This is a genomic window from Variovorax brevis (assembly GCF_030317105.1).
GTDB lineage: Bacteria > Pseudomonadota > Gammaproteobacteria > Burkholderiales > Burkholderiaceae_C > Variovorax > Variovorax brevis.
In genome coordinates, this window is sequence record NZ_JASZYG010000005.1 from 368,861 (window position 1) to 383,950 (window position 15,090).

The window sequence follows — 15,090 nt, forward strand, 5'->3', positions numbered from 1 at the left end:
CTTCCTGGAGCTCGTCATGATTGCATCGCACGCGAAGAAGGCTTCCGCCCCGCCCGCCATCGAGTTCGGGCGATTGGGCGTGTTGCTGGAATTGCTGTGGCGCGGCGAGAAGGCGATTCCGGTCCGATGCAATTTCTGCCAGACGCTGAACCATCACAACGCCTTGCATTGCGAGGCCTGCTCAGGTCGGTTGCCCGGTGGCTATCGGAACGACAGTGCCGAGCCGGTGCAAGCCGAACCGAGCCACCAGTCGAACCCCAACACGGAGGGCGGCCGCAGGACGCCGCGCGAATGGGTGCACATGCTCGGCTGGGTGCTGGCCATGCCATTGGCGCTGTTCATCGGCTTTGCCGGCTGGTACTACGACTTCATGCATGAGCGGCAGGCGATGGGCATGCCCGCGGTAGCTGGCGCCGTGCAGGCGCAGGAGGCTGGACAGACGTCGCCGGCGGCGCAGGGCCCGTCATGGACAAATGAGCCCGTCAAGACCGCCTCGCTGCGGCCGCTCCCAGCGAATGAAGAAGACGACGGCGAAGTCATCATCGAAGAAAGAGCCGCCACCTCCGCCACCGAAAGACACATGGACGCGAGCCGATCCGCTGCAAAGGTCATTCGCGCCAACCGCATCGCCCCGCGCACCGAGGCGGCGGATCCGACCGCCGTCTGCAACGGCGAGATGTTCCTGTTGCGCGCCATCTGCCTGAACCGCCGCTGCGCAGAGCCGCAGCACGCGCGGCATCCGCGTTGCCTCGCCGTGGCGAAGCAACGTCGGCTGGACGAAGCCCGTCGCAATCCGGAATTGATGGGCTGAAGCACGCCCACGCGGCTCAGTGGGCCCGCCCACGCGGGTCAGTGCGACCCGCCCGTCAGCGCCTCCAGCTGATCGATGCAGGTGCCCCATCCCTCGAAGAATCCCATTTCCTCGTGGCGGTCGCGGGTGGCCTTGTCGGGGTGCATCACCGTGGCGACGTAGCGCGTGCCTTCGCCTTCGTCGCGCATGTCGATGCGGGCCGTGAAGTTCATCCAGGGCGCGGCCGGCCGCCAGCCGGCCAGCAGCGCGCTGGTGAACACGATGCGCTCTTGCGGGACGACCTCCAGGAAGCAGCCCGGGTTGTCGCTGGTGCCACCGTCCGGTCCGCGCATGAAGGTGTAGAAGCCGCCGCCCGCGCGCAGGTCGAACTCGCGGACTTCCGTGGTCCACGGCTTGGGGCACCACCATTCCTTGAGCAATGCGGGGTCGGTCCAGGCCCGCCACAGCGCGGCCCGCGGTGCCCGAAGGATGCGCGTGATGACGAGATCCTGTTGTTGATCAGCTTTGGGGTCTGGATTTGCCACGGGACAAGCTCTCCTGGTGATGAAGTGTTTCGACGAAATCGGCCATGCGATCGGAGCGCGCTTCCCAGATCGAACGCTGCTCGGCCATCCACTGCTCAGCCTGCGACAGCGTCTTGGGCACGAGTTCGCAGGTGCGCACGCGCCCGGCCTTGTTCGAGCGGATGACGCCGCTGCGCTCCAGCACGCCGATGTGCTTCATGAACGAGGGCAGGGCCATGCTGAAGGGCGCCGCCAGCGTGGACACCGACGCCGGACCCCGCCCCAATACGCTCACGATGGAGCGACGGGTCGGGTCTGCCAGTGCGTAGAAGACATCGGAAATGACCGCGCTATGGTTAGCCATGTGGCTAAGTATAGGAGCCTTTCAAGCCTTGGCGGCAATGACCTCAACCTCGATGAGGATGTCCGGCCGCACGAGCTGGTCGATCACGGCGAGCATGAAGGCCGGCCGCGCGTCGCCCAGGAAGCTGGCGCGTATCAACGCGTTGGCCGCGATGTCTTCCGCACGCACCAGGGTTGTGCTGACCTTGACGATGTCTTCCACGCCCATGCCCACCGTCTCCAGCACGGACATGATGTTGGTCCAGGCTTGACGCGCCTGTTCGCTGAAGTCCACTGACAGCATTCCGTCGGGTGAGAGCCCCGGCGTTCCCGCGGTGAACAGCCAGCGCAGATCGGGCGCCGTTTCGATGGCGTCGCTGTACTTGCCGATCTGCTCCGCGACGCCGATGTTGTGGGTGGCGTGCGTGGTCCGTGTGGAATGGTCGGGCATGGGGATCCTTCACAACGGAAGTGCGAAACGAGGGCCCCCTGAAGCAGCCTCCCGTTCTACGCCATGCGCGGTGCGTTCAGCAAGCGCAATTCAAGCAAACGCATCCTCGCGTTTGGGGATGGCAACAGCAGTTGCCATTTGCAAGCGCGGGATGCGTCCTGCGTGAGATGCGGTCGGTGGCCGGTCAGTCGGGCGATTCAGAGGGCATGCGAACGCTGCCAACGCCGCCCATGAACAGGTCGGCCACGATCGGGCCCATGGCGGCGTAGTCCAGTTCGCCTTCCGGTTTCATCCAGGTGAACATCCAGTTGATCATGCCGAAAAGCAGCATGGTCAGCGGCTTGGACAAGGGCTGCACCGGCTTGCCGGGGTTCATCTCGGCCACCGCGCGCGCGAAGCCGGCGACGACCAGCCGTTCCTTGTCGAGCACGCGTTCGCGGTCTTCCGGTTCGAGGAACTTGACGTCCTCCGTGAGCACGCGGTGCGCGTTCTGCGCGTCGGCATATTCCTCGACGATGCGATGGATCAGGTGGCGCAGCCGCGCCTCGCCGTTCAGCTTGAGCGTTTCCTCGTCCTCGATGAGCGCCGCGAGCCGCGAGACGTGGTCTTCCGCGATGCTCACCAGCAGGCTGTATTTGTCGCGGTAGTAGTGGTAGAGCGTCGCCTTCGACAAGTTGCACGCCTCGGCCACCTGGTTCATCGAGGTGGCCGGATAGCCGCGCTTGGCGAACAGCTGCGCCGCCCGCTCGAGGATCATCCCGCGCTGGTCGTCGTAGTTGGCTGATCTTCCCCTTGGCATGCCGGTCGTTCCTGTTTTTGTATGTTGTCTGCCGCGATCTTGCCTGAGCCGGCGCGCTATCCGCGCTTGGTGTCGATGAGCGAGCGCACCGGCGCGTATTGAACGCGCGGGCGCTGGGCTTCCACCGCGGCCAGGGGCGCCACCTCGACCATGCTTTTCATGCAGCGCCGCGTGAGTTCCTGGTAGGTGAGGGTGCCTTCCAGCTTCCACGCCACTTCGGCATCGGTGAGCTCGCGCTTCACCTTGGCGGGCATGCCGGCCACGAGGCTTCGCGGCGGCACCTTCACGCCAGCGGACACGAAGGCGCAGGCAGCCACGATGGATTGCGCGCCGATCTCGGCCTCGTCCATGATGACCGCGTTCATGCCGACCAGCGCATCGCGGCGCACGATGCAGCTGTGCAGCACGGCGCCGTGGCCGATGTGGCCGTTCTCTTCGACGACCGTGTCCTGGTCCGGAAAGCCGTGGACGACGCAGGTGTCCTGCACGTTGGCGCCTTCCTTCAGCACGATGCGGCCGAAGTCACCGCGCAGGCTGGCGCAGGGGCCCACATAGCAGCCGGGGCCCACGATGACGTCGCCGATCAAGACGGCAGTGGGGTGAACATAGGCCGTGGGGTCGATGACCGGCACGACGCCTTCGATGGAATAGCAGGGCACGTTGTGTCTCCTTGAATAGCACTTTGCAGACGACCAGGGTTTGCACTAGATCAAAACATCTTGAACCTGTCGACGATCGAATCCTATAATCTACCGAACGGTCGGTCAATAGTGTTTTCAGGCACGGCCGGCATGCCAACGATCCCCCCACTCTCGCCCGGAGGAGACAACACGATGAGCACGGATTCCCTGATCCTGGTGACGGACGCAGGTGCCACCCGCACCCTGACGCTGAACCGCCCGGCCGCCATGAACAGCTTCACGACGGCCATGCATGCGCAGTTGCTGGCAGCCCTGAATGACGCGGCGCAAAGCGAATCCGTTCGCTGCGTGGTCATCACCGGCGCCGGCCGCGGCTTTTGCGCCGGGCAGGACTTGGGCGACCCGGAGGCCGCGCCCGGCAAGGACTTGGGCAAGCTCATCGAGGCGCACTATTTACCGCTGGTCGAGCGCATCCGCTCCATGCCCGTTCCGGTGATCGCGGCCGTCAATGGCGTTGCGGCAGGGGCCGGCGCCAACCTCGCGTTCTGCTGCGACTTCGTGCTGGCCACGCGTTCGGCCAGCTTCATCCAGGCGTTTTCGAAGATCGGTCTTGTGCCCGACACCGGTGGCACCTGGCTGCTGCCGCGCCTGGTCGGCAGCGCCCGCGCCCTGGGCATCGCCATGTTGGGCGACAAGATCCCCGCCGCGGACGCAGCGCAAATGGGAATGATCTGGCAATGCGTGGAAGACGGCGCACTGCCCGATGCCACCGCCGCACTGGCCACACGCCTGTGCGCCATGCCCACGCGCGCGCTGGCCGTCATCCGCGACGCGTTCGCCGCTGCGCAGGACATGGACCTCGTCGGCGCCCTGAAAAACGAAGCGCGCCTCCAAACCGGACTCGGCGCCGCCCATGACTACCTCGAAGGCGTGGAGGCGTTCCGCGCCAAGCGCGCCCCCAACTTCACGGACCGCTGATATCCAATGAGCCAACCCACCCCCCAGCAAACCGCGGAACTCGTGCGCGACGGCATGCTGCAAAACGACCGCGCCACGCGCGCCCTCGGCATGCAGGTCGTCGACGTGTCCCCCGGCTGCGCCACGGTGACCATGCGCGTGCGCGAAGACATGCTCAACGGCCACGACACCTGTCATGGCGGCCTGATTTCCACGCTGGCTGACTCGGCCTTCGCCTTTGCGTGCAACTCGTACAACGAGCTGACCGTGGCGTCTGCCTTCTCCGTCGACTTCGTGGCGCCCGCGCGGCTGGACGACCTGCTCAGCGCTCATGCGCATGAAGTGTCGAAGGCCGGCCGCACCGGCGTCTACGACGCTGAAGTCACCAACCAGCGCGGAGAGCGCATCGCCGTCTTCCGCGGCCGTTCCTACACCATGAAAGGCAAGCCGGCCGTCACGCCGCGCTGAGCCGTCGCAAAAGTTCAAGGAGTCCACCCACATGACCGTCAAGACCAGCGCACCCGCCGACCTCTCGCCCATCGAAAAAGCCAGCCGCGACGAAATCGCCAACTTGCAACTGTTGCGCCTCCAGTCCACGCTGCAGCGCGCCTACGACAACGTGCCGCACTACCGCAAGGCCTTCGACGCCAAGGGCGTGAAGCCGGGTGATCTGAAGGAACTGGGCGACCTCGCGAAGTTTCCCTTCACCGTGAAGTCGGACCTGCGCGACAACTATCCTTTCGGGCTTTTTGCCGTGCCGCGCGAGAAGGTGGCCCGCATCCACGCGTCCTCCGGCACGACCGGCAAGCCCACGGTGGTCGGCTACACCAAGAATGACATCGACACCTGGGCCGACCTCGTGGCCCGCTCGATCCGCGCCGCGGGCGGACGGCCCGGCGACATGGTGCACGTGGCCTATGGCTACGGCCTGTTCACCGGCGGCCTCGGCGCGCACTATGGCGCAGAGCGCGCCGGATGCACCGTGGTGCCCATGTCGGGCGGACAGACCGAGAAGCAGGTGCAGCTCATCAACGACTTCAAGCCGGACATCATCATGGTCACACCCAGCTACATGCAGGTGATCATCGAGGAGTTCGTGCGCCAGGGGCTGGATCCGCAGAAGAGCTCGCTCAAGGTCGGCATCTTCGGAGCCGAGCCGTGGACGCAGGCCATGCGCCAGGACATCGAGCACAAGGCCGGCATCGACGCCGTCGACATCTACGGCCTGTCGGAAGTGATGGGCCCGGGCGTGGCCAGCGAATGCGTTGAAAGCAAGGACGGCCCGGTGATCTGGGAAGACCATTTCTACCCCGAGATCATCAACCCCGAAACGGGCGAACTGGTGGCCGATGGGGAAGAGGGCGAACTGGTGTTCACCTCGCTCACCAAGGAAGCGATGCCCATCATCCGCTACCGCACGCGCGACCTCACGCGCCTGTTGCCGCCGACCTCGCGCTCCTTCCGCCGCATGGGCAAGATCGTGGGCCGCAGCGACGACATGCTCATCATCCGCGGCGTCAACGTCTTTCCGACGCAGGTCGAGGAGATCGTGCTCGCGCATGAAAAGCTCAACGGCCTCTACCAGTTGCACATCAGCCGCGACGGCCTGCTGGACATGGTCGAAGTGCATTGCGAACTGCGCCCCGGCCTCTCGGTCAGCGATGGCGACCGCGTCGAGGTGGCGCATTGGGTGCAGCACCGCATCAAGACGCTGGTGGGCATTTCCACGGCCGTGCGCGTGTTCGACCCCGAAAAGATCGAACGCACGCTGACCGGCAAGGCGCGCCGCGTCTACGACAACCGCCCCCGCTGAACCGAACACAGGAGAACACGACCATGTACACGCAAGCGATGGACACCATGGGCAAGGAAGCCGGCGACGGCAAGAAGGCCGTTCGCTCCGCCGAGGAGATGCAGCTCGAAGAGCGCTTCGACGCGCACATCGACGCCGGCGACTTCATCGAGGCCAAGGACTGGATGCCCGAGCACTACCGCAAGACGCTGGTGCGCCAGATCAGCCAGCACGCGCATTCGGAAATCGTCGGCATGCTGCCCGAAGGCAACTGGATCACGCGTGCACCGACCCTGAAGCGCAAGGCCATCCTGCTGGCCAAGGTGCAGGACGAAGGCGGCCACGGCCTCTACCTCTACGCCGCTGCTGAAACACTCGGCACCTCGCGCGACCAGATGTTCGACGCGCTGCATTCGGGCAAGGCCAAGTACAGCTCCATCTTCAACTACCCGACGCTGACCTGGGCCGACATCGGCACCATCGGCTGGCTGGTGGATGGCGCGGCGATCATGAACCAGGTGCCGATCTGCCGGTGCTCCTATGCGCCGTATGCGCGGGCCATGATCCGCATCTGCCGCGAAGAGAGCTTTCATCAGCGCCAAGGCTACGAAGCGCTGCTCACCATGATGACCAAGGGCACCGAGGCGCAGAAGGCGATGGTGCAGGACGCGGTCAATCGCTGGTGGTGGCCGTCGATCATGATGTTCGGCCCGCCGGACGACCAGTCGCCCAACAGCGCGCAATCGATGCGCTGGGGCATCAAGCGCTTCAGCAACGACGACCTGCGCCAGAAGTTCATCGACGCCGCAGTGGAGCAGGCGCGCATCCTCGGCGTGACCTTGCCCGACCCCGATCTGAAGTGGAACGAAGAGCGCCAGGCGCACGACTACGGCGCGATCGACTGGAGCGAATTCTGGCGCGTCATCGGTGGTGACGGACCTTGCAACACCGAACGCCTGGGCGCCCGCGTCAAGGCATGGGAAGACGGCGAATGGGTGCGCGAAGCCGCACTCGAACACGCCCGCAAGCAAACAAATTTGAAGGAAGCAGCATGAGCACGCAAAACGAATGGCCCCTGTGGGAAGTGTTTGTCCGCAGCAAGGCGGGCCTGGACCACAAGCATTGCGGCAGCCTGCACGCCGCCGATCCGAAGATGGCCATCCAGATGGCACGCGACGTGTACACGCGCCGCCAGGAAGGCAGCAGCGTGTGGGTGGTGCGCTCCGACCAGATCGTGGCGAGCGACCCGGGCGACAAGGACATGTACTTCGATCCGTCCGAAGACAAGGTGTACCGCCATCCGACTTTCTACGAGCTGCCCAAGGCCGTGGACCACATGTGAGCACGCCATGTCCGCAGCATCCATCGAACTCCAACTGAACCCGCAAGCGCAGTACCTGCTGCGCGTCGGCGATACCTGCCTCATCCTGGCGCAGCGCCTGGGCGAGTGGTGCGGCCATGCGCCCATTCTTGAAGAAGACATCGCGATGTCGAACATCGCGCTCGACCTGATCGGCCAGGCGCGTGCCCTGCTGACGCGCGCCGGTGAAATCGAAGGGCGGCAACACGACGAAGACCAACTCGCCTTCCTGCGCAACGAGCGCGACTACTTCAACCTCACGATGGTCGAGCTGCCGCGCGGCGACTTCGCTTTCAGCGTGCTGCGCAACACCATGGTCTCGACCTGGCTCAAGCTGTTGTGGGAGCGACTGGGCCAGTCCAGCGACCATGAAGTGCGCGCCATCGCCGGCAAGGCGCTGAAGGAAGCGCGCTATCACCAGCAGCATTCGGGCGACTGGGTCGTGCGTTTGGGTGATGGCACCGACGAATCGCGCCAGCGCATGGAAGCCGCGCTCGCCCAGCTGTGGCGCTATGCGTCCGAGCTGTTCGACACCGACCCCATCGACGAGCAAGCCAGCGCGGAAGGCATCGGTCCGCTGTGGTCTGAATTGCAGGCGCCGTGGAAGGCCGAGATGGAATTGATCCTCGGTGAAGCGGGCCTCGCCGTGCCGGCGGATTCCGCTTTCCGCAGCGACGGCAAGCGCGGTCGTCACAGCGAGCACATGGGATTCATCCTGGCGGACATGCAATATTTGCAACGCAGCTTCCCCGGAGGCGTGTGGTGATGGTAGCGGTGGCGGACGTGGCCACGAGCACGCGTGCCCTCGCGGCTTGGGACGTGCTTGCCACGGTGCTCGACCCCGAAGTGCCGGCCGTGTCGGTGCGTGACCTGGGCATCGTGCGCGACGTGATCGAGCATGACGATGGCCTGGAGATCGTGCTCACGCCCACCTATTCGGGCTGTCCTGCGACCGAGGTGATCGAGCACGACGTGCTGGCCGCCATCGACGCAGCGGGCCTCGGGCCGGCTCGCGTGAGCCTGCGCCGCGCACCCGCGTGGACGACGGACTGGATCAGCGAAGAGGGGAAGCGGAAGCTGAGCGCGTACGGCATTGCGCCGCCCGGCCCGGCGTCGTCGAACGAAGCCGTTCCGATCCGTTTCTTCGGCCGCCGCATCGACGCACAAAAGCTGGCCTGCCCGCGCTGCGGCAGCTTTCACACCGAGCGACTCGCGGCTTTCGGTTCCACCGCGTGCAAGGCGATCTATCGCTGCCTCACGTGCAAAGAGCCTTTCGAACATTTCAAACCCATCTGATCGCCTGCCATGAGCGTCATGTTCCACCCACTGCAAGTGAAGTCGATCGAGCCCGACACGCAGGAAGCGGTTGTCGTCACTTTCGACGTACCGCCCAATCTGCGCGAAGTGTTCGGCTTCACACAAGGCCAATACCTCACGCTGCGCACCGACATCGACGGGCAGGACCTGCGCCGTTCGTATTCGATTTGCGCCGGCGTCGACGATGGCGAGTTGCGCGTCGGCGTGCGCAAGGTGCGCGGCGGCGTGTTTTCCAACTGGATCAACACGCACCTGCAACCCGGCCACACCGTGAGCGTGATGGCGCCGCAAGGCCGCTTCTTCGTGCCGCTCGATTCCACGTCGAAGCGCCACCACGTCGGCATCGCCGGCGGCAGCGGCATCACGCCCATTCTGTCGATCATGAAGACGGTGCTGGCGCGCGAACCCATGAGCCGCTTCACGCTCATCTATGGCAACCGTCTCTTGCAGTCGACGATGTTCAAGGAAGAGATCGAAGACCTCAAGAACCGCTACATGACGCGGCTGGTTTTGCAGCACGTGTTCTCGGACGAGCACACCGATTCGCCGCTCAACCACGGCGTGATGAACCGCGAGAAGATCGGCGAGTTCCTCAAGAGCGTCGTGCCTGCTGCGGGTATCGACCACGTGTACGTCTGCGGTCCGTTCCAGATGAACGACGAGGCCGAGGCGGCGCTGCTCGAAGCGGGTGTGCCCGAAGAGCGCATTCACATTGAACGCTTCGGCGTGGCATTGCCGGCCACCGGTCCCGTGGGCGCGGTCGTGCACGAGGCCAAGCCGGGCGACGCGGAAACAGCGCGCATCGTGATCATTCGCGACGGCCTGCAGCGCGAGATCTCGTTCACCAAGAACCAGCCCAGCATCCTCGACGCCGCATCGGCTTCGGGGCTCGAAGTGCCGTATTCCTGCACCTCCGGTGTGTGCGGCACCTGCCGCGCCAAGCTCATCGAAGGCGAAGTGCGCATGGAGCGCAACTTCGCGCTCGACAAGAAGGAAGTGGCCAATGGTTTCGTGCTGACCTGCCAGGCGCATCCATTGACCGAGCGCGTGGTGCTCTCATTCGACGAACGCTGATGTGACTCGCAGCGGGTACATCCCGATGACGGCCTGACCCCGAAAGCCGTCCACTACGGTTGGCGCATTTGCCTATCCCGTCACTTGATTTTTACTCGGAGACTTTCTCATGAAATCGTTCAAACCGCTGTTGCTGGCAGGTCTGCTTGGCGTTGCGCTCGCCGCGCATGCCGACATCAATGTGGGCGTCACGCTGTCGGCCACCGGCCCGGCGGCATCGCTCGGCATTCCGGAAAAGAACACCATCGCCCTGATGCCCAAGACCATCGGCGGGCAAAAGATCAACTACATCGTGCTCGACGACGCGTCTGACACCACGGCAGCCGTGGCCAACACGCGCAAGCTGATCGCTGAAAGCAAGGTCGACGTGGTGATCGGTTCCACCGTCACGCCGGCTTCGCTGGCGATGATCGACGTCATCTCCGAGGCCAAGACGCCGATGATCTCGATGGCCGCTTCGGCACGCATCGTCGAGCCCATGGACGACAAGCGCAAGTGGGTCTTCAAGACGCCGCAGAACGACATCATGATGTCGCTGGCCATTGCCGAGCACATGCAGCGCACGGGCGTCAAGACGGTTGGCTTCATCGGCTTTTCCGATGCGTATGGCGAAGGCTGGTTCCAGGAGTTCGGCAAGGCCGCCGGCCTCAAGGGCCTGACCATCGTCGCGAACGAGCGCTTCAGCCGCAGCGACACCTCGGTCACTGGCCAGACGCTCAAGATACTGGCCGCCAAGCCCGACGCGGTGCTGGTCGCCGGCTCGGGCACGCCCGCCGCGCTGCCGCAAAAAACTCTCAAGGAACGCGGCTACGCCGGCAAGATGTACCAGACCCACGGCGTGGCCAACGCGGACTTCCTGCGCGTGGGCGGCAAGGACGTCGAAGGCACCTTCCTGCCTGCCGGCCCGGTGCTGGTGGCAGACCAGCTGCCGCCCAACAACCCGGTGCGCAAGAGTGCGCTCGCCTATGTGGCGACCTACACCGAGGCCAACGGCAAGGGCAGCGTCTCGACCTTCGGCGCCCACGCCTGGGATGCCGGCCTGCTCATGGCGACTGCCGTGCCTGTGGCTTTGAAGAAGGCGCAACCCGGCACGCCGGAGTTCCGCGCCGCCCTGCGTGACGCGCTGGAGCAGATCCGCGAAATGCCCGGCGCGCACGGCATCTTCACGATGTCGCCCACCGACCACCTCGGCCTGGACCAGCGCGCCCGCGTGATGGTGAAGATCGAGAATGGTGGCTGGAAGTACCAGCCCTGAGAGGATGGAAATCTTTCTACTGCGCCCACCGATCCCGGGCCTGCGGTGCTCGCCGTACGTGAGTACGGCTCCACTCCTCGACCCGGGCTCGGCGCGCTCGCCACGAAATCTTCCCACCCTCTAAGGTCTCAACCATGGATGCTCAGATCGCCTTGCTGCTCGGGCAGGACGGCCTCGTGAACGGCGCGGTGTACGCACTGATGGCGCTGGCCCTCGTGCTCGTGTTTTCCGTGACCCGCGTCATCTTCATTCCGCAGGGCGAGTTCGTGGCATTCGGCGCGCTCTCGATGGCCATGATGCAGGCGGGCAAGGTTCCCGCCACGCTGTGGTTGTTGCTGGTGCTCGCCGCGGTGGTGCTGGTCGTGGAAGCCTGGCGCTGGAAGCGCGGCGCCACCGTCGAATGGACTTCGGCGCTGTTGTGGTGCGTGGCCCTGCCGGCGCTGGCCAGTGCGCTGGTGCTGGGCTGGTGGCCCACTGGCCTCGTGGCGCAAACCTTCACGACGCTGGTGCTCATCACGCCGCTCGGGCCATTGCTCTATCGCCTGGCTTTCCGGCCGCTGGTCAACGCCACGGTGCTGACGCTGCTGATCGTGTCGGTGGCGCTGCACGGCGTGCTGGTCGGCTTGGGTTTGCTGTTCTTCGGTGCCGAGGGTTCGCGCACGCCGGCCTTCTCGGATGCCAGCTTCAGCGTGGGCGGGTTGCAGGTCACCGGCCAGTCGCTGGTGGTCATCGGTGTCACCCTGGTGCTGGTGATCCTGATGTTCCAGTTCTTCGGGCGCTCGATGGTGGGCAAGGCCTTGCGCGCCACGGCGATGAACCGCGTGGGCGCGCGACTGATGGGCATCCCGACGGAACTGTCGGGTGACCTGAGCTTTGCGCTGGCGGCGCTGATCGGCGCCATTTCGGGCCTGCTGATCGCGCCGCTCACCACGGTGTACTACGACACCGGCTTCCTGATCGGCCTCAAGGGTTTCGTTGCAGCCATCGTCGGTGGCCTGGCGAGCTATCCGGTCGCCTTGCTCGGCGCGCTGCTGGTCGGGCAACTGGAGGCCTTTTCTTCTTTCTGGGCCAGTGCGTTCAAGGAGGTGATGGTGTTCACACTCATCATTCCGGTGCTGTGGTGGCGCTCGCTACGCAGCCATCACGTGGAGGACGAGGAATGAGCGCGTCCATCGACAACAAGCCTGTGGTCGTCGCGACTTCGGCATCGAATGCGGGCTTCATGACACGGCGACACCTCACGCTGGCTGCCGTCCTCGCATTGGCACTGGCGTGGGGCTTCCTCCCCGAATTCACCGTCGTGGTGATGAGCTATATCGGCCTGTACGCCATCGTCGCCGTCGGGCTTGCCATGCTCACCGGCGTGGGCGGCATGACGTCCTTCGGCCAGGCCGCGTTCGTCGGCATGGGCGCCTATGCCACCGCATGGGCCTGCACCTCGCCGATGGCGGCCGCCAGCATCGGCGCCATCGTCGGTGCGGCGGGCTTGCCGTGGGTGGGCCTGCTGCTCGGCCTCGTGCTGACCTTTGCGCTCGCGTGGGCGCTGGGCGCCATCACCGTCAAGTTGCAAGGCCACTACCTGCCGCTGTGCACCATCGCGTGGGGGCTGAGCCTTTACTACCTCTTCGGCAACATGGAGTTCCTGGGCGGGCAGACCGGCATCACCGGCATTCCGCCGCTGGTGATCGCGGGCTTCTCGCTGGCTTCGCCGCGTGCGCTGGGCATCGTCATCTGGGCAGTGCTGCTCCTTGGCTTGTGGGTGCTGCACAACCTGCTCGATTCGCGCGAAGGCCGCGCGGTGCGTGCGCTCAAGAGCGGGCGCCTGATGGCGGAGTCGATGGGCGTGGACACGGCCCGCTATCGCATCAAGCTCTTCGTGCTGGCGGCCCTGCTGGCGGCCATCTCGGGCTGGCTGTATGCCCACATGCAGCGCTTCGTCAACCCGACGCCCTTCAACCTGAACATCGGTATCGAATACCTGTTCATGGCCGTGGTGGGCGGCGCGGGCCATCTGTGGGGCGCGGTGCTCGGCGCGGCGCTCATCACGCTGCTCAAGGAGAAGTTGCAGGACATCCTGCCGGGCCTGCTGGGCACCAGCGGCAACTTCGAAGTGATCGTGTTCGGCCTGTTGATGCTCTTCGTGTTGCAGCGCTTTGCCGAAGGCCTGTGGCCCTCGCTGGAGCGACTGGGGCAGCGCTTCCTGCGGCCCGATGTGGCGCGTGCGCCGCGTGCCGTCGCCACCTTGGCGCGTCGCGAATTGCCGGCGCGCGGCACGGTGTTGCTGCAGTCGTTGAAGGTCACGAAGCGCTTCGGCGGGCTGGTCGCCAACAACGACGTCTCGATGAACGTCAAGGCTGGCGAAATCCACGCACTGATCGGGCCCAACGGCGCGGGCAAGAGCACTTTCTTCAACATGATCTCGGGCGTGGACGACCCGACCGAAGGCGAAGTGCGGCTGATGGACAAGCCCATGCATCAATCACCCGCCCGCGCCTTCGCGGCGCTGGGATTGGGCCGCACCTTCCAGCACGTTCGCCTGCTCGGCCAGCGCAGCGTGATCGAGAACGTGGCCCTGGGCGCACACCTGCGTGCGCACCGTGGATGGATTGCCTCGATGCTGCGCCTCGATCGCGGCGAAGAAGCCGCATTGCTCGCCGAAGCACGTCACCAGATCGAGCGCTGTGGACTCGGCGCGCATGCCGATGCGCCTGCGGCATCGCTCGCGCTGGGCCAGCAACGCGTGGTGGAAATCGCGCGTGCTTTGGCGGCGCAGCCCGCAGTCCTGCTGCTGGACGAACCCGCCGCCGGCCTGCGGCATCTTGAAAAACGCGCCTTGGCCGAACTGCTGTCGCAACTGCGCGCGGAAGGCCTGGGCATCCTCGTGGTCGAACACGACATGGAGTTCGTGATGAACCTCGCCGACCGCATCACGGTGCTGGAGTTCGGCACCGTCATCGCCGAGGGCACGCCCGCCGAAATCCAGGTGAATCCGCGCGTGCTCGACGCCTACCTAGGCGGTGAACAATGACCAACCTGCTTCAACTCGATGGCTTCAGCGTCGCCTACGGCAGCGTCGAGGCGCTGCACAGCGTCAAGCTCGACGTGAACGAAGGCGAAATCGTCACCGTCATCGGCCCCAACGGCGCAGGAAAAACCACGCTGCTGTGCGCGGTGATGGGCCTGCTGCCTTCCACCGGCTCGCTCGCGCTTTCGGGCGACCGCATCGCCCGGCCGACCGTCGAGGCCATGGTCTCGCGCGGCGTGGCACTGGTGCCGGAAAAGCGCGAGCTGTTCGGCGAAATGTCGGTGGAAGACAACCTGCTGCTCGGCGGCTTCTACCGCTGGCGCAAGGGCAAGCGCGACCAGAAGGCGCGCATGGACGAAGTCTTCCAGATCTTTCCGCGCATGCGCGAGCGCCGCGGCCAGATGGCTTCGACGCTTTCGGGCGGAGAGCGGCAGATGCTGGCCATCGGCCGCGCGCTCATGGCGCGTCCGCACCTGCTGATGCTCGACGAACCCTCGCTGGGCCTGGCGCCGCTCATCGTGCGCGAAGTGCTGCAGGTGGTCTCCTCGCTGCGCAGCCACGGCGTCTCGGTGCTGCTCGTGGAGCAGAACGCGCGCGCCGCCTTGCAGGTGGCCGACCGCGGCTACGTGCTGGAAACCGGCGCGGTGGCGCTCTCGGGCAAGGCGTCGGACCTGCTGCATGACCGGCGGATCATCGACACCTACCTCGGCATGGGCAACGCGCAACGCAACAACAGCGAAGCGGCGGCCGCTGCCGCCTGAAT

18 protein-coding genes are annotated in these 15,090 nt (G+C 65.4%); 13 read left to right on the forward strand and 5 right to left on the reverse strand.

Annotated features, from left to right (window positions below; all coding sequences use genetic code 11):
• The first annotated feature begins 16 nt into the window (after positions 1 to 16).
• The gene (locus tag QTI66_RS18145; RefSeq protein WP_286561226.1) at positions 17 to 811 is read left to right on the forward strand and encodes a hypothetical protein; all 795 of its coding nucleotides are present in this window, start codon (positions 17 to 19) and stop codon (positions 809 to 811) included.
• Positions 812 to 849: 38 nt separating this feature from the next.
• On the opposite strand, the gene QTI66_RS18150 is transcribed toward QTI66_RS18145, so the two are convergent.
• From QTI66_RS18150 to QTI66_RS18170, 5 genes are all read right to left on the reverse strand, one after another.
• Positions 850 to 1,335: an SRPBCC family protein gene (locus tag QTI66_RS18150; RefSeq protein ID WP_286561227.1), complete on the reverse strand. Its 486-nt coding sequence runs from the start codon at positions 1,333 to 1,335 to the stop codon at positions 850 to 852.
• On the reverse strand, positions 1,310 to 1,678 hold the full coding sequence (locus tag QTI66_RS18155) for an ArsR/SmtB family transcription factor (RefSeq protein ID WP_286561228.1): 369 nt from the start codon (positions 1,676 to 1,678) through the stop codon (positions 1,310 to 1,312). The genes QTI66_RS18150 and QTI66_RS18155 overlap by 26 nt, the downstream gene beginning before the upstream one ends.
• 21 nt (positions 1,679 to 1,699) lie before the next feature.
• On the reverse strand, positions 1,700 to 2,107 hold the full coding sequence (locus tag QTI66_RS18160) for a RidA family protein (RefSeq protein WP_286561229.1): 408 nt from the start codon (positions 2,105 to 2,107) through the stop codon (positions 1,700 to 1,702).
• Between the two features lie 184 nt (positions 2,108 to 2,291).
• Positions 2,292 to 2,906: a TetR/AcrR family transcriptional regulator gene (locus QTI66_RS18165; RefSeq protein ID WP_286561230.1), complete on the reverse strand. Its 615-nt coding sequence runs from the start codon at positions 2,904 to 2,906 to the stop codon at positions 2,292 to 2,294.
• A gap of 56 nt (positions 2,907 to 2,962) precedes the next feature.
• Complete coding sequence (locus tag QTI66_RS18170; protein ID WP_286561231.1) at positions 2,963 to 3,565, reverse strand: phenylacetic acid degradation protein PaaY; 603 nt, start codon at positions 3,563 to 3,565, stop codon at positions 2,963 to 2,965.
• A 174-nt stretch (positions 3,566 to 3,739) separates the two neighbouring features.
• Between QTI66_RS18170 and QTI66_RS18175 the strand changes: the two genes are divergently transcribed.
• From QTI66_RS18175 to QTI66_RS18230, 12 genes are all read left to right on the forward strand, one after another.
• Positions 3,740 to 4,525 carry an enoyl-CoA hydratase-related protein gene (locus QTI66_RS18175; RefSeq protein WP_286561232.1) on the forward strand — a complete coding sequence of 262 codons (786 nt, stop codon included), beginning with the start codon at positions 3,740 to 3,742 and terminating at the stop codon, positions 4,523 to 4,525.
• 6 nt (positions 4,526 to 4,531) lie between these two features.
• The gene (gene paaI, locus QTI66_RS18180) at positions 4,532 to 4,972 is read left to right on the forward strand and encodes a hydroxyphenylacetyl-CoA thioesterase PaaI (RefSeq protein WP_286561233.1); all 441 of its coding nucleotides are present in this window, start codon (positions 4,532 to 4,534) and stop codon (positions 4,970 to 4,972) included.
• 31 nt (positions 4,973 to 5,003) lie between these two features.
• Positions 5,004 to 6,317, forward strand: a complete 1,314-nt coding sequence (gene paaK, locus QTI66_RS18185) for a phenylacetate--CoA ligase PaaK (RefSeq protein ID WP_286561234.1) — start codon at positions 5,004 to 5,006, stop codon at positions 6,315 to 6,317.
• A gap of 23 nt (positions 6,318 to 6,340) precedes the next feature.
• The gene (paaA, locus tag QTI66_RS18190; RefSeq protein ID WP_286561236.1) at positions 6,341 to 7,351 is read left to right on the forward strand and encodes a 1,2-phenylacetyl-CoA epoxidase subunit PaaA; all 1,011 of its coding nucleotides are present in this window, start codon (positions 6,341 to 6,343) and stop codon (positions 7,349 to 7,351) included.
• Positions 7,348 to 7,638 carry a 1,2-phenylacetyl-CoA epoxidase subunit PaaB gene (gene paaB, locus QTI66_RS18195; protein WP_286561237.1) on the forward strand — a complete coding sequence of 97 codons (291 nt, stop codon included), beginning with the start codon at positions 7,348 to 7,350 and terminating at the stop codon, positions 7,636 to 7,638. The genes paaA and paaB overlap by 4 nt, the downstream gene beginning before the upstream one ends.
• A 7-nt stretch (positions 7,639 to 7,645) precedes the next feature.
• Entirely contained in the window at positions 7,646 to 8,422 is a 777-nt protein-coding gene (gene paaC, locus QTI66_RS18200) for a 1,2-phenylacetyl-CoA epoxidase subunit PaaC (protein WP_286561238.1), read from the forward strand.
• A complete protein-coding gene (gene paaD / locus QTI66_RS18205) occupies positions 8,422 to 8,952 on the forward strand; it encodes a 1,2-phenylacetyl-CoA epoxidase subunit PaaD (RefSeq protein ID WP_286561239.1) in 531 nt (176 codons plus the stop codon). Before paaC ends, paaD begins: the two co-directional genes overlap by 1 nt.
• Before the next feature lie 9 nt (positions 8,953 to 8,961).
• The gene (gene paaE / locus QTI66_RS18210; protein WP_286561240.1) at positions 8,962 to 10,047 is read left to right on the forward strand and encodes a 1,2-phenylacetyl-CoA epoxidase subunit PaaE; all 1,086 of its coding nucleotides are present in this window, start codon (positions 8,962 to 8,964) and stop codon (positions 10,045 to 10,047) included.
• Positions 10,048 to 10,156: 109 nt separating this feature from the next.
• The gene (locus QTI66_RS18215) at positions 10,157 to 11,302 is read left to right on the forward strand and encodes an ABC transporter substrate-binding protein (protein ID WP_286561241.1); all 1,146 of its coding nucleotides are present in this window, start codon (positions 10,157 to 10,159) and stop codon (positions 11,300 to 11,302) included.
• Positions 11,303 to 11,436: 134 nt separating this feature from the next.
• Positions 11,437 to 12,465, forward strand: coding sequence for a branched-chain amino acid ABC transporter permease (locus tag QTI66_RS18220; RefSeq protein ID WP_286561242.1), 1,029 nt, complete (start codon positions 11,437 to 11,439; stop codon positions 12,463 to 12,465).
• Positions 12,462 to 14,330 (forward strand): branched-chain amino acid ABC transporter ATP-binding protein/permease, encoded by a 1,869-nt coding sequence (locus tag QTI66_RS18225; RefSeq protein ID WP_286561243.1) that lies wholly within the window; start codon positions 12,462 to 12,464, stop codon positions 14,328 to 14,330. The genes QTI66_RS18220 and QTI66_RS18225 overlap by 4 nt, the downstream gene beginning before the upstream one ends.
• Entirely contained in the window at positions 14,327 to 15,088 is a 762-nt protein-coding gene (locus tag QTI66_RS18230) for an ABC transporter ATP-binding protein (RefSeq protein WP_286561244.1), read from the forward strand. Before QTI66_RS18225 ends, QTI66_RS18230 begins: the two co-directional genes overlap by 4 nt.
• Positions 15,089 to 15,090 lie beyond the last annotated feature (2 nt).

Bases quoted from the DNA above. Each gene is read 5' to 3' on its own strand.
- QTI66_RS18145 (WP_286561226.1), top strand. From the start codon at position 17: ATGATTGCATCGCACGCGAAGAAGGCTTCCGCCCCGCCCGCCATCGAG.
- QTI66_RS18155 (WP_286561228.1), bottom strand. From the start codon at position 1,678: ATGGCTAACCATAGCGCGGTCATTTCCGATGTCTTCTACGCACTGGCA.
- QTI66_RS18160 (WP_286561229.1), bottom strand. From the start codon at position 2,107: ATGCCCGACCATTCCACACGGACCACGCACGCCACCCACAACATCGGC.
- QTI66_RS18165 (WP_286561230.1), bottom strand. From the start codon at position 2,906: ATGCCAAGGGGAAGATCAGCCAACTACGACGACCAGCGCGGGATGATC.
- QTI66_RS18175 (WP_286561232.1), top strand. From the start codon at position 3,740: ATGAGCACGGATTCCCTGATCCTGGTGACGGACGCAGGTGCCACCCGC.
- paaI (WP_286561233.1), top strand. From the start codon at position 4,532: ATGAGCCAACCCACCCCCCAGCAAACCGCGGAACTCGTGCGCGACGGC.
- paaK (WP_286561234.1), top strand. From the start codon at position 5,004: ATGACCGTCAAGACCAGCGCACCCGCCGACCTCTCGCCCATCGAAAAA.
- paaA (WP_286561236.1), top strand. From the start codon at position 6,341: ATGTACACGCAAGCGATGGACACCATGGGCAAGGAAGCCGGCGACGGC.
- paaB (WP_286561237.1), top strand. From the start codon at position 7,348: ATGAGCACGCAAAACGAATGGCCCCTGTGGGAAGTGTTTGTCCGCAGC.
- paaC (WP_286561238.1), top strand. From the start codon at position 7,646: ATGTCCGCAGCATCCATCGAACTCCAACTGAACCCGCAAGCGCAGTAC.
- paaD (WP_286561239.1), top strand. From the start codon at position 8,422: ATGGTAGCGGTGGCGGACGTGGCCACGAGCACGCGTGCCCTCGCGGCT.
- paaE (WP_286561240.1), top strand. From the start codon at position 8,962: ATGAGCGTCATGTTCCACCCACTGCAAGTGAAGTCGATCGAGCCCGAC.
- QTI66_RS18215 (WP_286561241.1), top strand. From the start codon at position 10,157: ATGAAATCGTTCAAACCGCTGTTGCTGGCAGGTCTGCTTGGCGTTGCG.
- QTI66_RS18220 (WP_286561242.1), top strand. From the start codon at position 11,437: ATGGATGCTCAGATCGCCTTGCTGCTCGGGCAGGACGGCCTCGTGAAC.
- QTI66_RS18225 (WP_286561243.1), top strand. From the start codon at position 12,462: ATGAGCGCGTCCATCGACAACAAGCCTGTGGTCGTCGCGACTTCGGCA.
- QTI66_RS18230 (WP_286561244.1), top strand. From the start codon at position 14,327: ATGACCAACCTGCTTCAACTCGATGGCTTCAGCGTCGCCTACGGCAGC.